Below are 16,680 nucleotides of genomic sequence, written 5' to 3'. Positions count from 1 at the left end.
GATGTTAATTCAGCGTTGGTCTGGACGCCAGCTTGGAAGCCAGGACCAGGACCTCTGGTGCGGGCGGTCGGTAGCCCAAGGATGAGTGCGGGCGCACCGTGTTGTAATGGCGGCGCCAATTTTCGATCACCACCTTTGCCTCCTGCAGGGTGTAGAAGATCTCTCCTTTCAGCAGTTCATCGCGAAGCTTCGAGTTGAAGCTCTCGCAATAGCCGTTCTCCCAGGGACTACCCGGCTCAATGTAAGCCGTCTTCGCCCCAACCGCACCGATCCAGGCCCGAACCGCTTGGGCCACGAATTCGCTGCCGTTGTCGGAACGAATATGGCCCGGAATACCGCGCAGGATGAACAGGTCCGAGAGCACGTCGATGACATCGACGGCTTTCAGCTTCCGGTTCACTCGGATGGCCAGGCATTCACGCGTGAACTCGTCAATGATGTTGAGCATGCGGAACTTGCGCCCGTCATGGGTGCGATCCTCGACAAAGTCGTAGCTCCAGACGTGGTTGGGATACTCCGGCCTCAGCCGGATGCAGGATCCGTCGTTGAGCCAGAGCCGCCCCTTCTTCGGTTGCTTTTGCGGCACTTTGAGCCCCTCCCGTCGCCAGATCCGCTCGACCCGCTTCTTGTTCACCAGCCAGCCGGCGTCCCGCAGCAGGGCCGTGATGCGCCGGTAGCCATAGCGGCCGTACTGGGTGGCCAAGGCAATGATGTCGGCGGTCAGGGCCGCCTCATCTTCCGGCTGCTTGGGGATCTTGCGCTGGGTGGAACGGTGCTGGCCCAGGACCCGGCAGGCCAGCCGTTCTGAGACGCCGTACCTGGCGATCACATGCCGCACACAGGCGCGACGGCGGGCGGGGCTCAGTAGTTTCCCGAGGCGGCCTCCTTGAGGATGAGCTTCTCCAGGGTGAGATCCGAGACCGCTCGACGCAACCGGGCGTTCTCCATCTCGAGTTCCTTGAGCCGCTTGACCTGGTCGGATTTGAGGCCGCCGTACTCGGAGCGCCACCTGTAGTACGTGACCTCCGTCACACCAATCTGCCGGATCGCCTCCGCGACTGTCCGGCCTTGTGCCGTCAGCACGTCAACCTGCCGCAACTTGGAAACGATCTCTTCGGCTGTATGCCGCTTCTTGCCCATCTTCAGTCCTCCTTCGGCTTAAAAGCCATACTTCAGGGAGGATCACTTTGCAGGGGGCAGACCACCCGCATAGATGACGCCGCTGATCAGATGGGCCACCCTGATGCCCCAGCCCTTCGCGTCCGAGCCGCGATTGTCGGCGTCGGTCAGGGCCTCCAGCACCCGCCAGGCGCAGAAGCCGAAGAGGCCGAGGGCGATCAGGACCAGCCAGAGCTTCCCGAACGGTTGCGAGAGCAGCGTCTGCAGGGCGCTGCGGCTTCCTCCCGTCTGTCCGCCGGAGCCGATGGCGGCGAGAAGGGCAAGCCCCCCGACGAGCCCATAGACAACCCCCCGCGCTCCGTAGCCGAAACGGGCCAGGGCCTCGACGGGGTTGGGGTTGATCCGGGGCATGGCGGGCGGCTCCTTTGTGTCAGGGATGAACCGCCCAGCCTTCGCAGATGTTCCTTAGGCCGGATGATCCGGAACAGGCCCGCTCTGCTGCCGCCATATGGTCAGGAGGGCGGCCATGAGGACCGGGCCGAGGAAGAGGCCGATCAGGCCGAAGGTCTCGAGGCCGCCGAGGATGCCGAACAGGGTCCACAGGAAGGGAATATGCGCCGTTCCGCCGATCAGGGCCGGCTGGACGAGATTGTCGCCGATCAGCATGACGGCCGCGCCCCAGCCCACGACGCCCGCGGCCGCCAGAACGGATCCGCCGGCGAGAACCAGCACGATGGCGGCGGTCACGAAGGCGAACCAGGCGCCCATCGGCAGCATGGCGAAGGCGGCGGTCAGGAAGGCGAACAGGACCGCGTGCGGCACGCCCGCGACCACGAAGCCGATGCCGATCAGGATGGCTTCGCCCACGGCGACGAGGATCGTCCCGTTCACCGTCCCGCGCACGGCCGACGCCATGGTCTCCGCCAGCCGTTCGCCTGGCGCCCCGAACCAGCGATCGATGGCGGCCAGCACGTGCCGGCCGATCTCGCTGCCATGGCGCAGCAGCATGAACAGGACCAGGAATGTCAGGAAGGTATGCAGAAGGCGCGTTGCCAGCGCCCCACCCAGGGTTCTCGACCATTCGGTCAGGGTCTGGCTGTCGATGCCGCTCAAGAGCTGCCCGGCGGATTCCGGGCGGCCCAGATGCGCTTGCCACCAGGTGTCCAGATGCTGGCCGACGAGCGGCAGGCGATGGACCCATTCGGGCACCGGCATGCCGGTCTGCTGCAGCCGCGTGAGCCATTCCATGACGAACTGGCTCTCCCGGCCGATCTCGGTCAGCACGAGGGCGACCGGCACGAGAAGAAGCACGGCGAGGCCGATCGTCGTCAGCAGGGGGGCGGCGAGGCGTGAGCCTCCCAGACGGGCCTGGAACCGGCGATAGAGCGGCCAGACGCTGATGGCGATGATCGCCGCCCAGCCGATGGCGGTGAGATAGGAGCCGATCATCCAGAGAGCGAGCCCGACGAGCGCCGCCGCGCCGATCAGGCGCGTGACCCGCCGGGCGCGGGCATCGGGAGCATCGCCGTCGAACGGGTGGGACAAGGGAGCCGCGGCTTTCTCTTGCATAGGGGGAATCTAGGCGTTCTCGGCTCCGGGCCAATGGCGCATCAGCGCTTCGTCATTCGGCGGGCCAGGGTCGCGGCATCCTCCGCAAGGGGCGGCCCGGCCAGCAGAAGCAGCAGGAGAGCGAAGGGAAGCGCGAAGAGGAAGCCGACATGGCTGAACCCGACGGCTCCTATAACGCCCCCGATGAAGAACGACGCGAGCAGCAGGACGAGCAGGCGCAGCTTCTCGCGGTCCGCCATGATCCGGTCCGGATTATGCGCATTCCGGTTCCAGTAGAGTAGCTTGCCGAGTTCGATGCCGATATCCGTGACGATGCCGGTCACATGGGTGGTGCGCATGCGCGCGCCGGAGATCTTCGTCACGGTGGCGTTCTGCAGGCCCATGATGAAGCAGAGCAGGGGGATCGCGACCGCGACGAAGCCCGGCGACGGATGGGCGAGCCAGCCCAGGATCCCGAAGCCGAGAAGCAGGAAAGATTCGACCATCAGCGGCATGGCGTAGCGGCTGCCCAGGTGATGCCGCCGGCCCCAGTTGATCAGCATGGCCGAGCAGGCAGCCCCCATGACGAAGGGCAGGAACCCCAGGAGCCCCAGGCTCGCCAGTCCCAGCGAACCCAAGGCGAGATTGTCGGCCATGGACGAGAAGATGCCCGACATGTGCGACGTGTACTGGCCGACGGCGAGGAAACCGCCGGCATTGATGGCCCCGGCCACGAAGGTGAGGGACATGCCCAGCAGGGTATCCGTCACGTTCGTCCGCTCGAAAGCCGCGATGGTCTTCACCGCCCGGATGGTGAAGTCGCGCGTTTCCGGCTTTGTCGACTGGGCGCTCATGGCCGCCAGCTTAGCGCATCGTGCGGAAAAGTGGATCCGGTTTTCCGCTAAGAGCGATGCGCCGAACAGTCAGGAAATGAATTGCCTCCGTCCGTTACTGCGCGACGCCGGTCGACACGGAGGCGCGCCGCTCCAGGGGCGGGATGCGGAGGGTCTTGAGGATCTCGGCCTCGCCGACCTGATCCGCGAGCGAAGAGCCGCCGACGAAAACCTGGATGGCGCCGGCCTCGACCAGATAGGTGCCGTCGTCGAAATGGAAGCCGAGGGACTCGACGGGAACGCGCAGGGTCACCTGCTTCGTCTCGCCGGGCTTGAGGGCGATCTTCTCGAAGGCCTTCAGCTCGCGCAGGGGGCGGCTGCGGCTCGCCACTGGATCGCGGGTGTAGAGCTGCACGACCTCCTGGCCGTCCCGCGCGCCCGCGTTCTTCACGGTGACGGAGACCTCCAGGACCTGACCCTCGTCGAGCTGCCGGCTCGCGATCCTCGCATCGGAATAGGCGAAATGCGTGTAGCTCAGGCCCCAGCCGAAGGGGTAGAGCGGCGCGACGTTCTCGTCGATGTAATGCAGGGTGAAGCGGTTGTTGGCCAGGGTGGGGCGGCCGGTGGGAAGCCGGTTGTAGTAGAGCGGCAGCTGGCCCGTGGCGCGCGGCCAGGTGAGCGGAAGCTTTCCGCTCGGGCTCACGTCGCCGAACAGCACGTCGGCCACGGCTGGCCCCGCTTCCGTCCCCGGATACCAGGCCATCAGAATCGACGGAATGCGGTCCGCCACCGGGCCGAGCACCTGCGGACGTCCGCCCATGATGACGAGGGCGACGGGCTTGCCGGTCTTGGCAAGCTCCTCCAGCACTTCGATCTGCTTGCCGTTGAGGTCCATGCGGGCCCGCGAGGCCGCCTCGCCGGACAATTCCTGCGGCTCGCCGAAGACGGCGATCACGAAATCCGACTGCCGGGCGGCCTCGATCGCCGCGGGCAGCGCGTCCGTGTTGCGGCAGAACAGGTCGCAGGCCGGAGCGTGCCGCACCGCGATGCCCGCGTTCTGCGCGCGGCGGCGCACGCCTTCGAGGATCGTGACGCTGTCCTCCTTGTGGCCACGCGCCGCGTGGGGACCCATCTGATCCTGGGGCGCATCGGCGAGCGGGCCGACGACCGCGATGGAACGGACCTTCGACGGGATCGGCAGCACGTCGTCCCGGTTCTGCAGCAGCACGAAGGTCTCGCGGGCGACCTCGCGGGCAGCCTGGCGCGACTCCGGCGACGGAAATTCCGAATCCTGGTGGGAGGAATCCACGTCGGGGCGATCGAACAATCCTAAGCGGAACTTGGTGCGCAGCACGCGCCGCACGGATTCGTCGATCACGCTTTCCGGCACCCGGCCGGCGCGCACTTCGTCTGGTAGATGGTTGATGTAGAGCTGCCCCATCATGTCCATGTCGACGCCGGCGAGGATCGCCTTGCGGGCGGCCTCCGCGCCATCGGCCGCGATGCCGTGGTTGACGAGCTCGCCGATGCCGACCCAATCGGAGGTCACGAAGCCGTCGAAACCCCACTGGGTGCGCAGCACATCCGTCAGCAGCCACGGATTCGCCGTCGAGGGTTCGCCGTTCAGGGCGTTGAAGGCGGCCATGAAGCTTGCCGTGCCCGCCTCCACGGCCGCCCGGAACGGCGGAAGATAGGTGTCGTACATTTCCGCGCGCGGGATGTAGGTCGTGTCGTAGTCGCGCCCGCCCTGCGGAGCGCCGTAGCCCGCGAAATGCTTGGCCGCCGCCGCGAGCCCGCCTTTGCGGAAGCCTTCCACGCGGGCCGCCGTGAGGGCGGCGCCGAGCGTGGGATCCTCGCCGAAACCTTCGACGATGCGCCCCCAGCGGCTGTCGCGCGACAGGTCGGCCATGGGCGCGAAGGTCCAGTTCACGCCCACATGGGACGCTTCCTTGGCGGCCCACTCGGAGGCGAGCCGGGAGACACGCGGGCTGAAGGCTGCAGCCTCACCTAGCGGCAAGGGAAACTGGGTGCGGAAACCGTGCAGGACGTCGAGACCGAAGAGCAGCGGAATCTTCAGGCGACTTTCCCGGACCAGAGCCTGGGCGCGCGCCACGTCCTGGGCGCTGTTGAAGTTCAGGACGGCTCCAGCCTTTCCCTCGGAGATGTCCTCCCAGCGCAGCGGCGGACCGTGGGAGACGAGATTCAGCTGGCCGACCTTCTCTTCCAGGGTCATCCGTCCGAGAAGCTCGTTCACGCGGCGCTCGATGGCCTGCTCTTGGGATTCCTGGGCACCTGCCGTTGGGAGAAACGAGACCGTGAGGGCCAATGCAAGCGCCAGTTGCGTCAAGCCAGGGACATCAGAAAGCCGCACAATTATCTCCTTTATGGAACAATAACACTTAATCGCGAGGTCCCCCTCGCTTGCCGCCTGTTCGTGTTACACAAGATAGGTCTGCAAGTGGCGTCCGGGGGCCGTCAGGTCAAATCATATTTCAGAAAAGCCTTATGCATCTGCTGCCAGTCTCATTGAAGCTGTCCCTGCTGAGCCTGTCCGGCGCCCTGATCATGTCGGGCTTCGCGCTGGCGGCTGCGGCCTATGTCAGGAATTCGGCCCTCGTCGCCGCGGCGGCGGGGCTTTTCCTGCTGATCGGCGCCGGCGCTCCCCTGCTGATCGGACGGCAGATCAAGCAGGCCTTCCGACACAAGGATGACGGTACGTCCGACGAGCTGACGGTGTTCGAGGACGTAACGGCCGCTTCCTTCGATCCGCCCGCCGAGCCCCTCCTGTCCTTTGCCGAGTTCTCCGCCTTCGAGGAGGGGCCCGCTCATGAGGAAGACGACGCCCTGCGCCGCATGCAGAAGGCGCAGGCCGTCGACCGGCTGCGGGACGGCATCGCTCACGATCTCAACAACCGTCTCATGGTGATCAGCGCCAACATCGATGCGGCCGCCCGCCAGCTGAAGGATCAGCCGATCCTGCAGCGCAAGCTGCTCTCCGCGCTCGTGGCCTCCGACCAGGCCGCCAAGCTCATCGCCCAGTCGACGGCCTTCGCCCGCCAGGGCGAGGGCAAGGTGCAATATGTGAACATTGCCGAGCAGGTGAACTCGGTCGCCGATCTCATGAGCCATTCCCTGTTGCGCGACACGGTCGAGCTGCGGGTCTCCCTCGCGGACGATCTATGGGCCATCGAGGCCAATCCGGACGACATCCAGACCGCTATCGTAACCTTGAGCGCCCATGTCCGTGACGCCCTGCCCCAGGGCGGCACCATCACGCTCGAAGCCCGGAACGTGCAGGTCGAAAAAGGCTCGTTGCCGGATCTCACACGCGAGGGCGACTTCGTGCAGCTCGCGATCCGCAGCGCCGGCCCCGAGGAGATGCGCCATGCTCCGGAGGCCGATCTGGAGCAATCCTTCTCCGTGCGGGATCTCGACCTGTCCTCGTGGCTGTCCCTGCGCCAGAGCCTGCATTTCCTGCAGGACCTCGGCGGCGCGTCGGAAGTGCGGCGGGACGGGGGGGAAACCTCGATCCTCCTGTACATCCCGCGGACCGATGCGGCGACCCTGTTGCCGTCGAGCTCCCCGAGCGACGATGAGGTGCCGGACCAGAGCGTGCAGGGCCACACGGAAATCTTGATCGTGGACGACGAGCTCGAAGTCGCGCTCGCGCTGCAATCGACCCTGGAAGAATTCGGCTATGTCGCCAGCATCGCCACCGATGCGGCGCAGGCCGTGAAATCCTTGAGCGTGCGCAGGCCCGCCCTCGTGCTGGCCGACGTCGCCATGCCCGGGAACATGAACGGCGTCATGCTGGCGCGCGAAGTGCGGCAGGTCTTCCCGAGTCTGCCCGTGCTGCTGATCACCGGCAATCCCGACGTCGCCGGCGGCGACAGCGAGTTCCCGCTGCTCCAGAAGCCCATCGTCAGCCGCGACCTGCATCTGGCGATCCAGCGGCACCTGAACGTACACAGCGACAGCAAGGTCATTCCTTTCTTCCCGCGCGCTTCGCGGCGGGCGCGCTGAATCATACGGCAAGCGCCGTTGCCGAGAGGGGAGCGGAAGCCTCGCGCGCCGCGTCTGCCAAAGCCGCGAACAATCGCTGCTGCGGCTTCTTCCAGACCAGAAGCTCCGGATGCCATTGGACTCCGAGCAGGAACGGTGCGCTCTCGCTCTCGATGGCCTGCACGATGCCGCTCTCGTCACAGGCGGCGATCCTCAGCCCCCGCCCGAGACGAGCGACGGATTGGTGATGCAGCGCGTTCACCTGACAGGGATTGCAGTTCAGGATTCGGTCCAGCCGGGAGCCTTGCTCGATGGTCACGGTCTTGCGCGGCAGCACCGTGCGCATCTTCGGCGCCTGGACATAGACCTCGTAGATGTCCGTGTGCAGGGTGCCGCCGAGCGCCACGTTGATCATCTGCGATCCGCGGCAGATGCCGAGGATCGGGAGCCCCGCCGGCAGCGCCGCCTTGAGCAGGCCGAGCTCCAGCTTGTCGCGCTCGGGATCGATGCGCACGTCCGGCAGCACCTGGCCGCCGTAGATCTCCGCGCCGATATCGTCGCCGCCGCCGATCACCAGCCCCTGCAACGGTTCCGCCGGCAGCGGATGGCCGGGCATCAGGCGAACGGCGCGCGCGCCCGCGCGGGAGAGCGCCAGCCGGTGCATGAGGTAGCTGCGCCATCCGCCACGCCTTGACGTGGTGACGCCGATCAAGGGGCTCGTCATGACCGTACGATCTGCTCCACCACGTTGGCCCAGCTCTTGTCCTCGCCCTCGAAAGACAGATAGGCCGCGCCGACCGCATCCAGCTTCTCCCGGTCCGCGGCCAGCCGCTCGACGCAGACCCAGCGGTTCCAGTCCGGCGCGATGCTCCAGCCGGGATCGCTCACCCGGGCGTCGGGCAGGCGGTAATGGAAGGTGGGGCGGCCGTTGATCTTCTCGTTCGGCAGCACGGCACGGACCCGCGCCGCATCGAAGTCGTGCAGGAGCGGCAGGAGATCGAGATCCCGGTTCCGGGTCGCGTTGTAGCCGAGATAATCGTCGATGAAGGTGCGAATGTCCGGCCAATAGCCCGGATCGCCGATCCTGCGGACGTATTCGGTCGGAAAAGGATCGGCGAAGCCCAGCAGATTGCGCGTGGCGTCCGGCGAAGCCTCGCGCCGGAGCCACGGATTGAGCAGGGCGAAGCTTTTCATAAAGGCCGTGAGGGTCGCCGCGTCCCGGTGCGGAATCTCCGGGTTGAAGTGCAGGCCGAAGGCGTAGAAGGGCCCGTCCTGCGTGCCCTTGGCGCCGACCCTGCGCAGGATCGTCAGGATTCGGTTGATCTCCTGCAGCCGGTCGACCGGGATCGGCGCCGTGACGAGCTCGCACGGGACGAGATAGCGGGCCGCGAAGCCGAACAGGGCCGCAATCTTGGGCAGGACGCCCTTCTGGGTCCCAGCCTGCTTGCCCGGGTGCAGGATCCGGCTGTCGAGTTCCACCGTCAGGTCGCCGACGGCCGATTCCTTCAGGGCGAAGGCATGGGGGTCCTGCTCGATGAGCCTGCCGCCGAGCGCCTCTTGGAGGGCCTGGACGGTCGTCTCGGCGGAGGGCCCCACGAACTCGATCTCGATCCCGACCGTGCGCATCTGCCCCTGCCCGTTGAGCAGGACCGGCGGCAGGTCGAATTCGATCTCGGTTGAAAGCGCCGGCTGCGCCATCGAGGACTCCGGAAACACCACGCAAATGTGAACAATGGGATGAACGGGCGCGCTTCCGCTCAGGTTCCTTGGTCCGAGAGGACTCCCTCCCGGCTCTCCGGGTGTGGCTTTCCGGCGTCGGGTTGGCTACAAGCGCAGCATCATGATTTCCAGAGAATCGACCTTCGAGCGCGCCGCCTGGATGACGGAGCTGCGTGCGACCCTGGCCCTCGGTTGGCCCCTGGTTCTGGCAACCATCGCGCAGAACGCCCTGATCACGTCCGACGTCATTCTGATGGGCTGGATGGGATCGGACGCGCTGGCGGCGGGCGCGCTCGGCACCAATCTCTATTTCGCCTTCCTGATCTTCGGGATCGGCCTCGTCAACGCGACGTCGCCGATGATCGCCGAGGAGCTCGGCCGCAAGCGCCATTCCGTCCGGGAGGTGCGCCGCACGGTGCGCCAGGGCTTCTGGGCCTCGGTCACCGTCGCGGTCCCGATCTGGATCGTCGCCTGGAACGGGGAGGCGATCCTGCTCGCCATCGGGCAGGCGCCCGCGCTCGCCCACAATGCCGGCCAGTATATCCGCGCCCTGCAATGGAGCCTTCTGCCCTTCCTGCTCTTCCTGGTGCTGCGCTCGTTCCTGGCGGCGCTGGAGCGCCCCGGCTGGGCCCTGTTCATCGGCCTGCTCGCCATCCCGGTCAATTTCGGCGCGGCCTATGCGCTGATGTTCGGCTCCCTCGGCCTGCCGGCCTTCGGATTGGTCGGGGCAGGGCTCGGCACGGTGATCTCGAGCATCTTCATGTTCGTGGCGCTCGCCGTGGTGATCGTGCTTCATCCCCGGCTCAAGCGCTACCATATCTTCGGGCGTTTCTGGCGGCCCGACTGGCCGCGCTATCGCACCCTCTGGCAGATCGGCCTGCCCATCGGCCTGACGCTGATGTTCGAGGTGACGATCTTCAATGCGGCCGCCATGCTGATGGGCCGGATCGGCGAGAGCGAGCTGGCCGCCCATGCGATCGCCCTGCAGATCGCGTCCTTCTGCTTCTCCGTCCCGCTCGGCATCGGACAGGCCGTCACGGTGCGTGTCGGCCGGGCCTACGGGGCGCAGGATGCAGCAGGGGTCACCCGGGCCGGCTGGACCTCCTTCGCGCTGGGCACCGGCTTCATGGCCGTGACCGCGTCGCTCATGCTGTTCGCCCCGCACCTGCTGCTCGGCGTCTTCCTCGACGTGAACGATCCCAAGAACGCGCTCGTCATCGATCTGGCGCGCACCTTCCTGGTGGTGGCCGCCATCTTCCAGCTCGTGGACGGCGCGCAGGCGGTGGGGGCCGGAATGCTGCGCGGCCTGCAGGATACCCGCGTGCCGATGATCTACGCGGCGCTCGGCTATTGGGGCGTGGGCCTGCCGCTCGGCGCCATGCTGGCTTTCGGCACGTCGCTGCGGGGTGTCGGCATCTGGATCGGACTGGCCAGCGGACTCGCCGTGGTGGCCTGCCTGATGCTGTGGCGCTGGCTGCGCCGGGACAGGCTGGGACTGGTGACGGCGACGCCGCGGGACGTTCAGGAGGCGTTCGCGAGCTAGCGCATTGTGCGGAAAAGTGGATCCGGTTTTCCGCCCTGAACAATGCGCTCATTGAGAAATGAGCATCGAATCGATCCCGAAAGTGGTGTCCACTTTCGGGTCCGATGCTCCGCCCACCAGCCGCGATATGTCGACAGGGGCGAAATGCGCGTCCTCTTGCGTCACGCGCACCTCCTCCACCGTCAGCCGCCGCCATTGCGCAAGCCGGGCCAGGGCCTCCTGCACCAGGTCTTCGGGAGCGGAGGCGCCCGCCGTCAGGCCGATCACGGCGGCGCCGTCGATGAAGGAGAGCGTCAGGTCCTTCGGATCCTGCATGAGGAGGGCTTGGCGTCCCTCGTTGGCGGCCACCTCGCACAGTCGGTTCGTGTTCGATGAATTGCGCGCGCCGCAGACGATGATCCGCTCCGCGCGCCGGGCGATCACGCGCACCGCCATCTGCCGGTTCTGCGTGGCGTAGCAGATCGTCTTGATGTCGGGCCCCTGAATGGCGGGAAAACGCTTCTTCAGGGGTGCGATGATCTCGCGGGGATCGTCGACGGAGAGCGTCGTCTGGGTGATGTAGGCGATGCGCTCCGGGTTCAGGACCGGAACGGTCAGCGCTTCCGCGACGCTCTCGATCACATGGACGGTGCCGTCGATCTGCCCGGTGGTTCCCTCGATCTCCACATGGCCGCGATGGCCGATGACGATGACCTCGCGACCGGCCTTCGCATGGCGCTGTCCTTCGAGATGGACGCGGCGCACGAGCGGACAGGTCGCATCGAGCACGGAAAGTCCCCGGCCCGCCGCTTCCCGCTCCACCGCGCGCGAAACTCCATGGGCGCTGAAGATGGCCACGGCCCCATCCGGGATCTCGGCCAGATCCTCGACGAAGACCGCGCCCTTGTGCTTCAAGTCGTCCACCACGCGCCCGTTATGCACGATCTCGTGGCGCACATAGACGGGCCTGCCCGTCCGGTCGATGGCGTCCTCGACGGCCCGGATGGCGCGCTCGACCCCGGCGCAGAAACCGCGTGGCGCCGCGAGCAGAACGGTCAGCGGGGGATGGTCCTGGATCATGCCGCATCCTCCGTCTTCAAGGGGCGGTCGCGCGGAACGGTCGGGCGGGTGCAGCGGGCATGCCGCAGCAGGGAGGCGGCGTGCTCACCGGCCATCACGGCGCTCTCGATGGTAGCGGGAAGGGAGCCGAGCCAGTCGCCCGCCAGGGCGAGGTTCATGAGAGGCCGCAGGGGAGGCTGCGGGAGATCCTCCGCCGCCTGGCGGATGGTCGCGCGCTTCTCCTTCACCACCCGGCTCTCGGGCTGACGGTCGCCGTCCGCATCGAGCCCGAGGCGGCGCAGGGCCGGAGCGATGTCGCGCCAGATCCGCGCCGCCACGTCGGCGGCATTGAGGTCCACCACTGCGTCGGCGGCCGAGACCGTGACGCTCACATGCGAGGGGCGGACCAGCGCCCATTGCGCCAGCGTGCCGGTGAAGCCGATGAAGCGCGGTCCAGACAGGCCCTTCATGCGGTAATGAACGTTGAGGATGGGCTCGAAGGAGGTCGGCACGGGGAGCGCGGGGAGAAGTCGCTCCACCTCGTAGGGCGGCAGCGCGAGGATCACGCGGTCGTCGGGGCCGAGCATCACGGTGCGGTCCGTCAAGGCCAATCCGATGACGCGCTCCTGGCCGGTCAGAAGCCTGCGCAGGCGCTGCCCGGTGTGAACGGTCGCGCCTCGCGCCGCGAGCGTGGCAAGGGCAGGCTCGATCAGGTCCTCGCTCAGGCCGTTTCGCGCCACCAGGAGGCGCCCGGCGCCGGGCCGGATGAGCCGCCGCAAGGCGCAGGCGAGGCGCTGCGAGGAGGCCTGTGCGGGCGGCGTATTGAGCACCGCCACCGTCAGGGGCTCGATCAGGCTGTCCATGATCGGGCGATCCCCGATGATGGATGCGACCGGGCAATCCTTCGCCGCGAGGAGGAGGCGCAGGATCCTCGCCAGATCGGGCAGGGTCAGGCCGTGCGGGCGGCGCGACGGGAGCAACCACGACCAGGGCGAAAGCCCCACCCGCCGCATCTCTCCCGTTTTCCCGTCGTAGAGCGGAAGCCCTTTGGGTTCCGGCTCGAACCAGCGGTCGCGGGCGCCGATCGCCTTGAGGAGATCGAGCGCATGCCCATTGGCCGTGAACAGCACATGGGTGCCGTTGTCATGGACGAAGCCATCGGCGGGCTGCAGGGTCCGGCAGCGTCCGCCCGGCTGCGGCGCGGCCTCGTAGACGATGGCCTCGCCGCCATCGGCCGTGACGGTGAGCGCCGCGCTCAGGCCCGCGATTCCCGCTCCGACGATATGGGTTCGCCGTGTCGTCATGCGGGCCTCATGGCGCGGGTGATGAGATGCAATCTGTCGGCGGTGCTCAGGCGCAGCCTCCCCTGGCGCAGGCCCCAGCCGCGCGCCTGCAGCCGGTCGAGCACACGGCGGTAATTCTCCATCATCAGGATCGCCGGCTTCAGGGCGCGACGATCGAGACGCATGAGCGCGGCATCCGCCGCCGCAAAGCCCGCACGGGCTTCTTCGGCAAGGCTTTCGCAGACGCGCGCGAAGCGCGGATCGGCCACGAGAGTGGCGGCAGGAGCATCGCGCAATCCGAGTTGCGCGAGCCTCGAAAGGGGGACGTAGACCCGCTCGCGGGCGGCATCCTCGTCGACGTCGCGCAGGATGTTCACGAGCTGCAGGGTGCGTCCGAGATTGAGGGCGAAACCATGGGCCGACGGAACGCCGAAGATGCGGATCGAAAGCGCCCCGACGGAGCCCGCGACCTGGCGTCCATAGAGGCCGAGTTCATAATCGTCGGCGAGGCGCACACGGTCGGCGCTGTCGGTCTCCATGCCGTCGAGCAGGGCATGGCATTCGTCCAGGGGCAGCTTGAACAGGGTCGAGGCACGGGCGAGCTCGCGTCCGATGGGCGTTTCCGGCGCGCGGTGCAGCCGGTCGAGTTCGCGCCGCCATTCGCGCAGGAAGGTCCGCTTCTCGGAGGCGGGCGCCGCTCCGTCGGCGATATCGTCCACCGCGCGGCAGAAGGCATAGACCGCATGGATGGCGCGGCGGCGCTCGGGCGAGAGACTCTGCATGCCGAGGCGGAAGGATGAGCCCGAGCGCCGCACTGCCGCCGCCGTCACGCGGAGGTCGTCGGAGGAAGGCTTCCGGATCGTGCCGCGAAGACCGCGCAGGAACGCGATGCCCACATCGGCCTTGCTGACCTGCACGCGTTCCAGAACCGGATCGGCCTGCCGCAGGCGTCGGCTCAGGCGCCGGGCGAGCGCGATGGTGGCGATGCTCTGCGCCCGCAGGCGCGCGTTCCGCAGATGGGCGGGCAGGGATTGCGCCTGATCGATCAGGGCATCGACCCGGTCGAGCATCGCGTCGAGGACGTCGCGGCGGAGCGCCGCGTACGACGGATCGAAGAATGCCGTCTCGGAGCCCGCCGCCAGCATCCACCGGATCGGGATGTAGATGCGGCCCATCCGGTCGCGATCCTGGCCGCAATCCTGCAGGTGGTTGAGGATCTGCAGCGCCGTGCAAAGGGCGTCCGCCGGTCCGTGGGCCGAGCTGCGCTCCCCGTGAAGGGCCAGCAGGAAGCGGCCGACCGGGTTGGCGGAAAAGCGGCAGTAATCGAGCAGCTCCGCCCAATCGTTGTAGCGGGTCTTGACAACGTCCTGACGGAAGGCGCGCAGCAGCGCGCGGGCTTGCGTCAGGCCGGTCCTGCGCTCCCGGTCGACGGCATGGAGACGAGCGGCCTGCGGGATGGACTCGTCGCCCGATACGAGCGCCTGTTCGAGCGCGTCGAGCCGCGCCAGTTTCTCGGCGGCCGCGAGATCGGGCGCGTCGGCGATGTCGTCGGCCATGCGGGCGAAAGCGTAGAAGGCGAGAACGGCGTCCCGGTGCTCGCGCGAGAGCACCAGGGATGCGACCGGGAAGTTCTCGTCGCGCGGGCGCTTGGTTGGTCCTGAGAGGTCCGGGCTCATGGCTTCTCCTCCAGAGGATAAAGCCTGCCTTTCCATCCCGCGCGGCGCGCCTCGCCGATCCGCAGGAGCACGCTCCATTGGATCGCCAGGCCGACCAGGATGGTGAAGGGATGGAGCGGGATCGACCAGGGATTCTCGCGCGTCGCGAATGTCACGAGCGTGCGGGCGCCGAGGGGGAGAAGAGCCGCGCTGGCGAGCAGCAAGCTTGGTGCGAACGGCAGGAGCAGGAACGGCAGCACATGGCCGCCGAGCAGGAGCGCGGTCCAGACCGGCAGCGCCACGGGGGTCGCCATGCCCTCGTGGGCGTTTTTGGCGAAACCGGCCCAGGCTTCGTCGAAGCGCGTATACATGCGGCAGGTCGCGAGGCGCTCGCCCGGCACGAGGTCCGTCATGAGGCCTTTGCGGCGGAAGAGCCGCGCCAGCTGGATGCCGTCGTGGATGCGCGCGCGGATCGCCGCGTGTCCGCCGCTTGCCCGATAGGCGTCGCGCTCGACGAGCATGAGCTGGCCGCAGGCTGCGCCCAGTCCCGGATCGCGGGAGAGGCGCATGAAGCCCATGGGAAGATAGCCGAGCAGCAGCAGGTTGATAGTCGGCACCGTCAGCATTTCGCCGAGGGTGTTCATGATCTGGCGCGGCACGGCGCTGACCAGGGCGGCATCGGCGGCCTGCGCATGGCCTGCGAGCCGGGCTGCCGCGTGAGGGCCGAGACGCACATCCGCATCCACGAACAGGAAATGCGTGCCCCGCGCGGCTTCGGAGAGATGGTGGCAGGCATGGACCTTGCCGGTCCAGCCGTCGTCGAGAGGTGGGGCGGTCAGGAGACGCACACGGGCATCGCGGGCCGCATAGGAGCGGACGATGTCGGCGGTTCCATCCGTCGACCCGTCGTCCATGACCAGGACCTCGACAGGAACGCCCATGCTGCCCAGCGCCGCCTCGAGGGCGGGGCCGATATTCGCCGCCTCGTTGCGGGCCGGGATGAGGATCGAGACGAGCACGTCGCCTTGCGGGGATTGGCGCGGTGTCGCGCGCAGGACTCCCAGGTTCATGAGCGCGAGCACGAACGGGATGGCGGCCAAGGCGAGCAGGATGAGACCGAGCATCGTCATGAGGGCCGCCCCTCGTGGGACGGATCGAAGGTGCGCCCGCGCAGGGCTGCCGCCATCCGCCGCCATCCGTCGTAGAGCCCGCCGATTCCGGCACGGCCTTCGAGCACCGCCCGAAAACGTGCCGGGTCGCGGCTCTCCACGTCGGCGCTCAAGCGAGTGAGCGTCGAGGTCAGCTCGCTTTCAAGCCGCTCCAGGCGGTCGGCGCGCGAGAGGTTCAAAAGGTCCGATCCGCGCATCGGCTGGCCGAAGGCCAGGAAGGCTTCCGCGCCGCGCTCCAGCCAGAAGCCGTACTCGATGGCGAGCGGTAGGATCGTGCAGCCGGGCGCGCGCTCGACCAAGTGCGCCACGCCGGGCTTGAGGCCGAGAGGCCGCTCGCGCACATCGCTGAAGCGTCCCTGCGCGGTGATCCAGAGGGCGCGGTCGGGGACGGAGAGGATCTCCGCTCCGGCCTTGAGAAAATCCGCCGCCCCGCGCGGGCTTTCGAGGTCGATTCCGAAGGCGCCGATGCGGCCGAAGATGCCGTATTGCTTCAGCATCGCGGCATCGATGGGCGCATAGCTCTCATAGGACGGAAAGAAGCGGTCCGCTGCCAGGATGTAGACGGCCGCATCCCACCAGGCCGGGTGATTGGAATAGACGATGACCGGGCCGTGCTGGGGAACGACCGGCATGCCCCAGGCGGCGATCCGCAGGGCATTCATGTGGCGTGTGAAATAGCGCCGGAAGGTCGAGACCATGAAGCGGTGAAGCAGGGCGGAACGGCGCGCGACGGGAGAACCTCCCGCGCGACCGGATGAAGAGCGCTCCGTT

General features: G+C 67.6%; 14 protein-coding genes. 2 read left to right on the top strand and 12 right to left on the bottom strand.

The features are described from left to right. Positions 1-4 precede the first annotated feature (4 nt). The 5 genes from H0S73_RS02140 to H0S73_RS02120 all read right to left on the bottom strand — a co-directional run bounded on the left by H0S73_RS02140 (position 5) and on the right by H0S73_RS02120 (position 5,871). A protein-coding gene (locus tag H0S73_RS02140; protein WP_181050610.1) for an IS3 family transposase occupies positions 5-1,140 on the bottom strand; the annotation gives its coding sequence in 2 pieces (ribosomal slippage) (positions 5-876 and positions 876-1,140; 1,137 coding nt in all). A 42-nt stretch (positions 1,141-1,182) separates the two neighbouring features. Continuing rightward, positions 1,183-1,530, bottom strand: a complete 348-nt coding sequence (locus H0S73_RS02135) for a DUF1206 domain-containing protein (RefSeq protein ID WP_246388704.1) — start codon at positions 1,528-1,530, stop codon at positions 1,183-1,185. A gap of 54 nt (positions 1,531-1,584) precedes the next feature. Continuing rightward, entirely contained in the window at positions 1,585-2,688 is a 1,104-nt protein-coding gene (locus H0S73_RS02130; protein ID WP_181050609.1) for an AI-2E family transporter, read from the bottom strand. Positions 2,689-2,729: 41 nt separating this feature from the next. Further along, positions 2,730-3,521, bottom strand: coding sequence for a YoaK family protein (locus H0S73_RS02125; protein ID WP_202049767.1), 792 nt, complete (start codon positions 3,519-3,521; stop codon positions 2,730-2,732). 94 nt (positions 3,522-3,615) lie between these two features. After that, positions 3,616-5,871, bottom strand: coding sequence for a glycoside hydrolase family 3 N-terminal domain-containing protein (locus tag H0S73_RS02120; protein WP_181050608.1), 2,256 nt, complete (start codon positions 5,869-5,871; stop codon positions 3,616-3,618). A gap of 134 nt (positions 5,872-6,005) precedes the next feature. On the opposite strand from H0S73_RS02120, the gene H0S73_RS02115 reads away from it, so the two are divergent. Further along, complete coding sequence (locus tag H0S73_RS02115) at positions 6,006-7,523, top strand: response regulator (protein ID WP_181050607.1); 1,518 nt, start codon at positions 6,006-6,008, stop codon at positions 7,521-7,523. Position 7,524: 1 nt separating this feature from the next. On the opposite strand, the gene H0S73_RS02110 is transcribed toward H0S73_RS02115, so the two are convergent. Both H0S73_RS02110 and H0S73_RS02105 read right to left on the bottom strand, forming a co-directional pair. Next, positions 7,525-8,226 carry a gamma-glutamyl-gamma-aminobutyrate hydrolase family protein gene (locus H0S73_RS02110; RefSeq protein ID WP_181050606.1) on the bottom strand — a complete coding sequence of 234 codons (702 nt, stop codon included), beginning with the start codon at positions 8,224-8,226 and terminating at the stop codon, positions 7,525-7,527. Next, a complete protein-coding gene (locus H0S73_RS02105) occupies positions 8,223-9,200 on the bottom strand; it encodes an amidoligase family protein (protein WP_181050605.1) in 978 nt (325 codons plus the stop codon). The genes H0S73_RS02110 and H0S73_RS02105 overlap by 4 nt, the downstream gene beginning before the upstream one ends. Before the next feature lie 142 nt (positions 9,201-9,342). Between H0S73_RS02105 and H0S73_RS02100 the strand changes: the two genes are divergently transcribed. Next, positions 9,343-10,764 carry an MATE family efflux transporter gene (locus H0S73_RS02100; protein WP_181050604.1) on the top strand — a complete coding sequence of 474 codons (1,422 nt, stop codon included), beginning with the start codon at positions 9,343-9,345 and terminating at the stop codon, positions 10,762-10,764. Positions 10,765-10,812: 48 nt separating this feature from the next. Here H0S73_RS02100 and ispH read toward each other — a convergent pair whose 3' ends face one another. From ispH to H0S73_RS02075, 5 genes are read right to left on the bottom strand one after another with little or no spacing between them, the layout of a single operon-like run. Continuing rightward, positions 10,813-11,823, bottom strand: a complete 1,011-nt coding sequence (gene ispH / locus H0S73_RS02095; RefSeq protein ID WP_202049766.1) for a 4-hydroxy-3-methylbut-2-enyl diphosphate reductase — start codon at positions 11,821-11,823, stop codon at positions 10,813-10,815. Continuing rightward, a complete protein-coding gene (locus H0S73_RS02090) occupies positions 11,820-13,106 on the bottom strand; it encodes a hydroxysqualene dehydroxylase (protein ID WP_181050603.1) in 1,287 nt (428 codons plus the stop codon). The genes ispH and H0S73_RS02090 overlap by 4 nt, the downstream gene beginning before the upstream one ends. Continuing rightward, complete coding sequence (locus tag H0S73_RS02085; RefSeq protein WP_181050602.1) at positions 13,103-14,761, bottom strand: squalene/phytoene synthase family protein; 1,659 nt, start codon at positions 14,759-14,761, stop codon at positions 13,103-13,105. Before H0S73_RS02085 ends, H0S73_RS02090 begins: the two co-directional genes overlap by 4 nt. Further along, the gene (locus H0S73_RS02080) at positions 14,758-15,870 is read right to left on the bottom strand and encodes a glycosyltransferase family 2 protein (protein ID WP_181050601.1); all 1,113 of its coding nucleotides are present in this window, start codon (positions 15,868-15,870) and stop codon (positions 14,758-14,760) included. The genes H0S73_RS02085 and H0S73_RS02080 overlap by 4 nt, the downstream gene beginning before the upstream one ends. Beyond that, entirely contained in the window at positions 15,867-16,607 is a 741-nt protein-coding gene (locus H0S73_RS02075; protein WP_181054211.1) for a lysophospholipid acyltransferase family protein, read from the bottom strand. The genes H0S73_RS02080 and H0S73_RS02075 overlap by 4 nt, the downstream gene beginning before the upstream one ends. Positions 16,608-16,680: the final 73 nt, after the last annotated feature.

Source organism: Microvirga mediterraneensis (assembly GCF_013520865.1).
Classification (GTDB): Bacteria; Pseudomonadota; Alphaproteobacteria; order Rhizobiales; family Beijerinckiaceae; genus Microvirga; species Microvirga mediterraneensis.
This window is presented reverse-complemented; position numbering and strand designations above follow the sequence as displayed.

Excerpts from the sequence above, each read along its gene's own strand:
- H0S73_RS02105 (WP_181050605.1), bottom strand. The coding sequence starts at position 9,200 with ATGGCGCAGCCGGCGCTTTCAACCGAGATCGAATTCGACCTGCCGCCG.
- H0S73_RS02135 (WP_246388704.1), bottom strand. The coding sequence starts at position 1,530 with ATGCCCCGGATCAACCCCAACCCCGTCGAGGCCCTGGCCCGTTTCGGC.
- H0S73_RS02115 (WP_181050607.1), top strand. The coding sequence starts at position 6,006 with ATGCATCTGCTGCCAGTCTCATTGAAGCTGTCCCTGCTGAGCCTGTCC.
- H0S73_RS02110 (WP_181050606.1), bottom strand. The coding sequence starts at position 8,226 with ATGACGAGCCCCTTGATCGGCGTCACCACGTCAAGGCGTGGCGGATGG.
- H0S73_RS02130 (WP_181050609.1), bottom strand. The coding sequence starts at position 2,688 with ATGCAAGAGAAAGCCGCGGCTCCCTTGTCCCACCCGTTCGACGGCGAT.
- H0S73_RS02100 (WP_181050604.1), top strand. The coding sequence starts at position 9,343 with ATGATTTCCAGAGAATCGACCTTCGAGCGCGCCGCCTGGATGACGGAG.
- ispH (WP_202049766.1), bottom strand. The coding sequence starts at position 11,823 with ATGATCCAGGACCATCCCCCGCTGACCGTTCTGCTCGCGGCGCCACGC.
- H0S73_RS02075 (WP_181054211.1), bottom strand. The coding sequence starts at position 16,607 with ATGGTCTCGACCTTCCGGCGCTATTTCACACGCCACATGAATGCCCTG.
- H0S73_RS02085 (WP_181050602.1), bottom strand. The coding sequence starts at position 14,761 with ATGAGCCCGGACCTCTCAGGACCAACCAAGCGCCCGCGCGACGAGAAC.
- H0S73_RS02090 (WP_181050603.1), bottom strand. The coding sequence starts at position 13,106 with ATGACGACACGGCGAACCCATATCGTCGGAGCGGGAATCGCGGGCCTG.
- H0S73_RS02125 (WP_202049767.1), bottom strand. The coding sequence starts at position 3,521 with ATGAGCGCCCAGTCGACAAAGCCGGAAACGCGCGACTTCACCATCCGG.
- H0S73_RS02080 (WP_181050601.1), bottom strand. The coding sequence starts at position 15,870 with ATGACGATGCTCGGTCTCATCCTGCTCGCCTTGGCCGCCATCCCGTTC.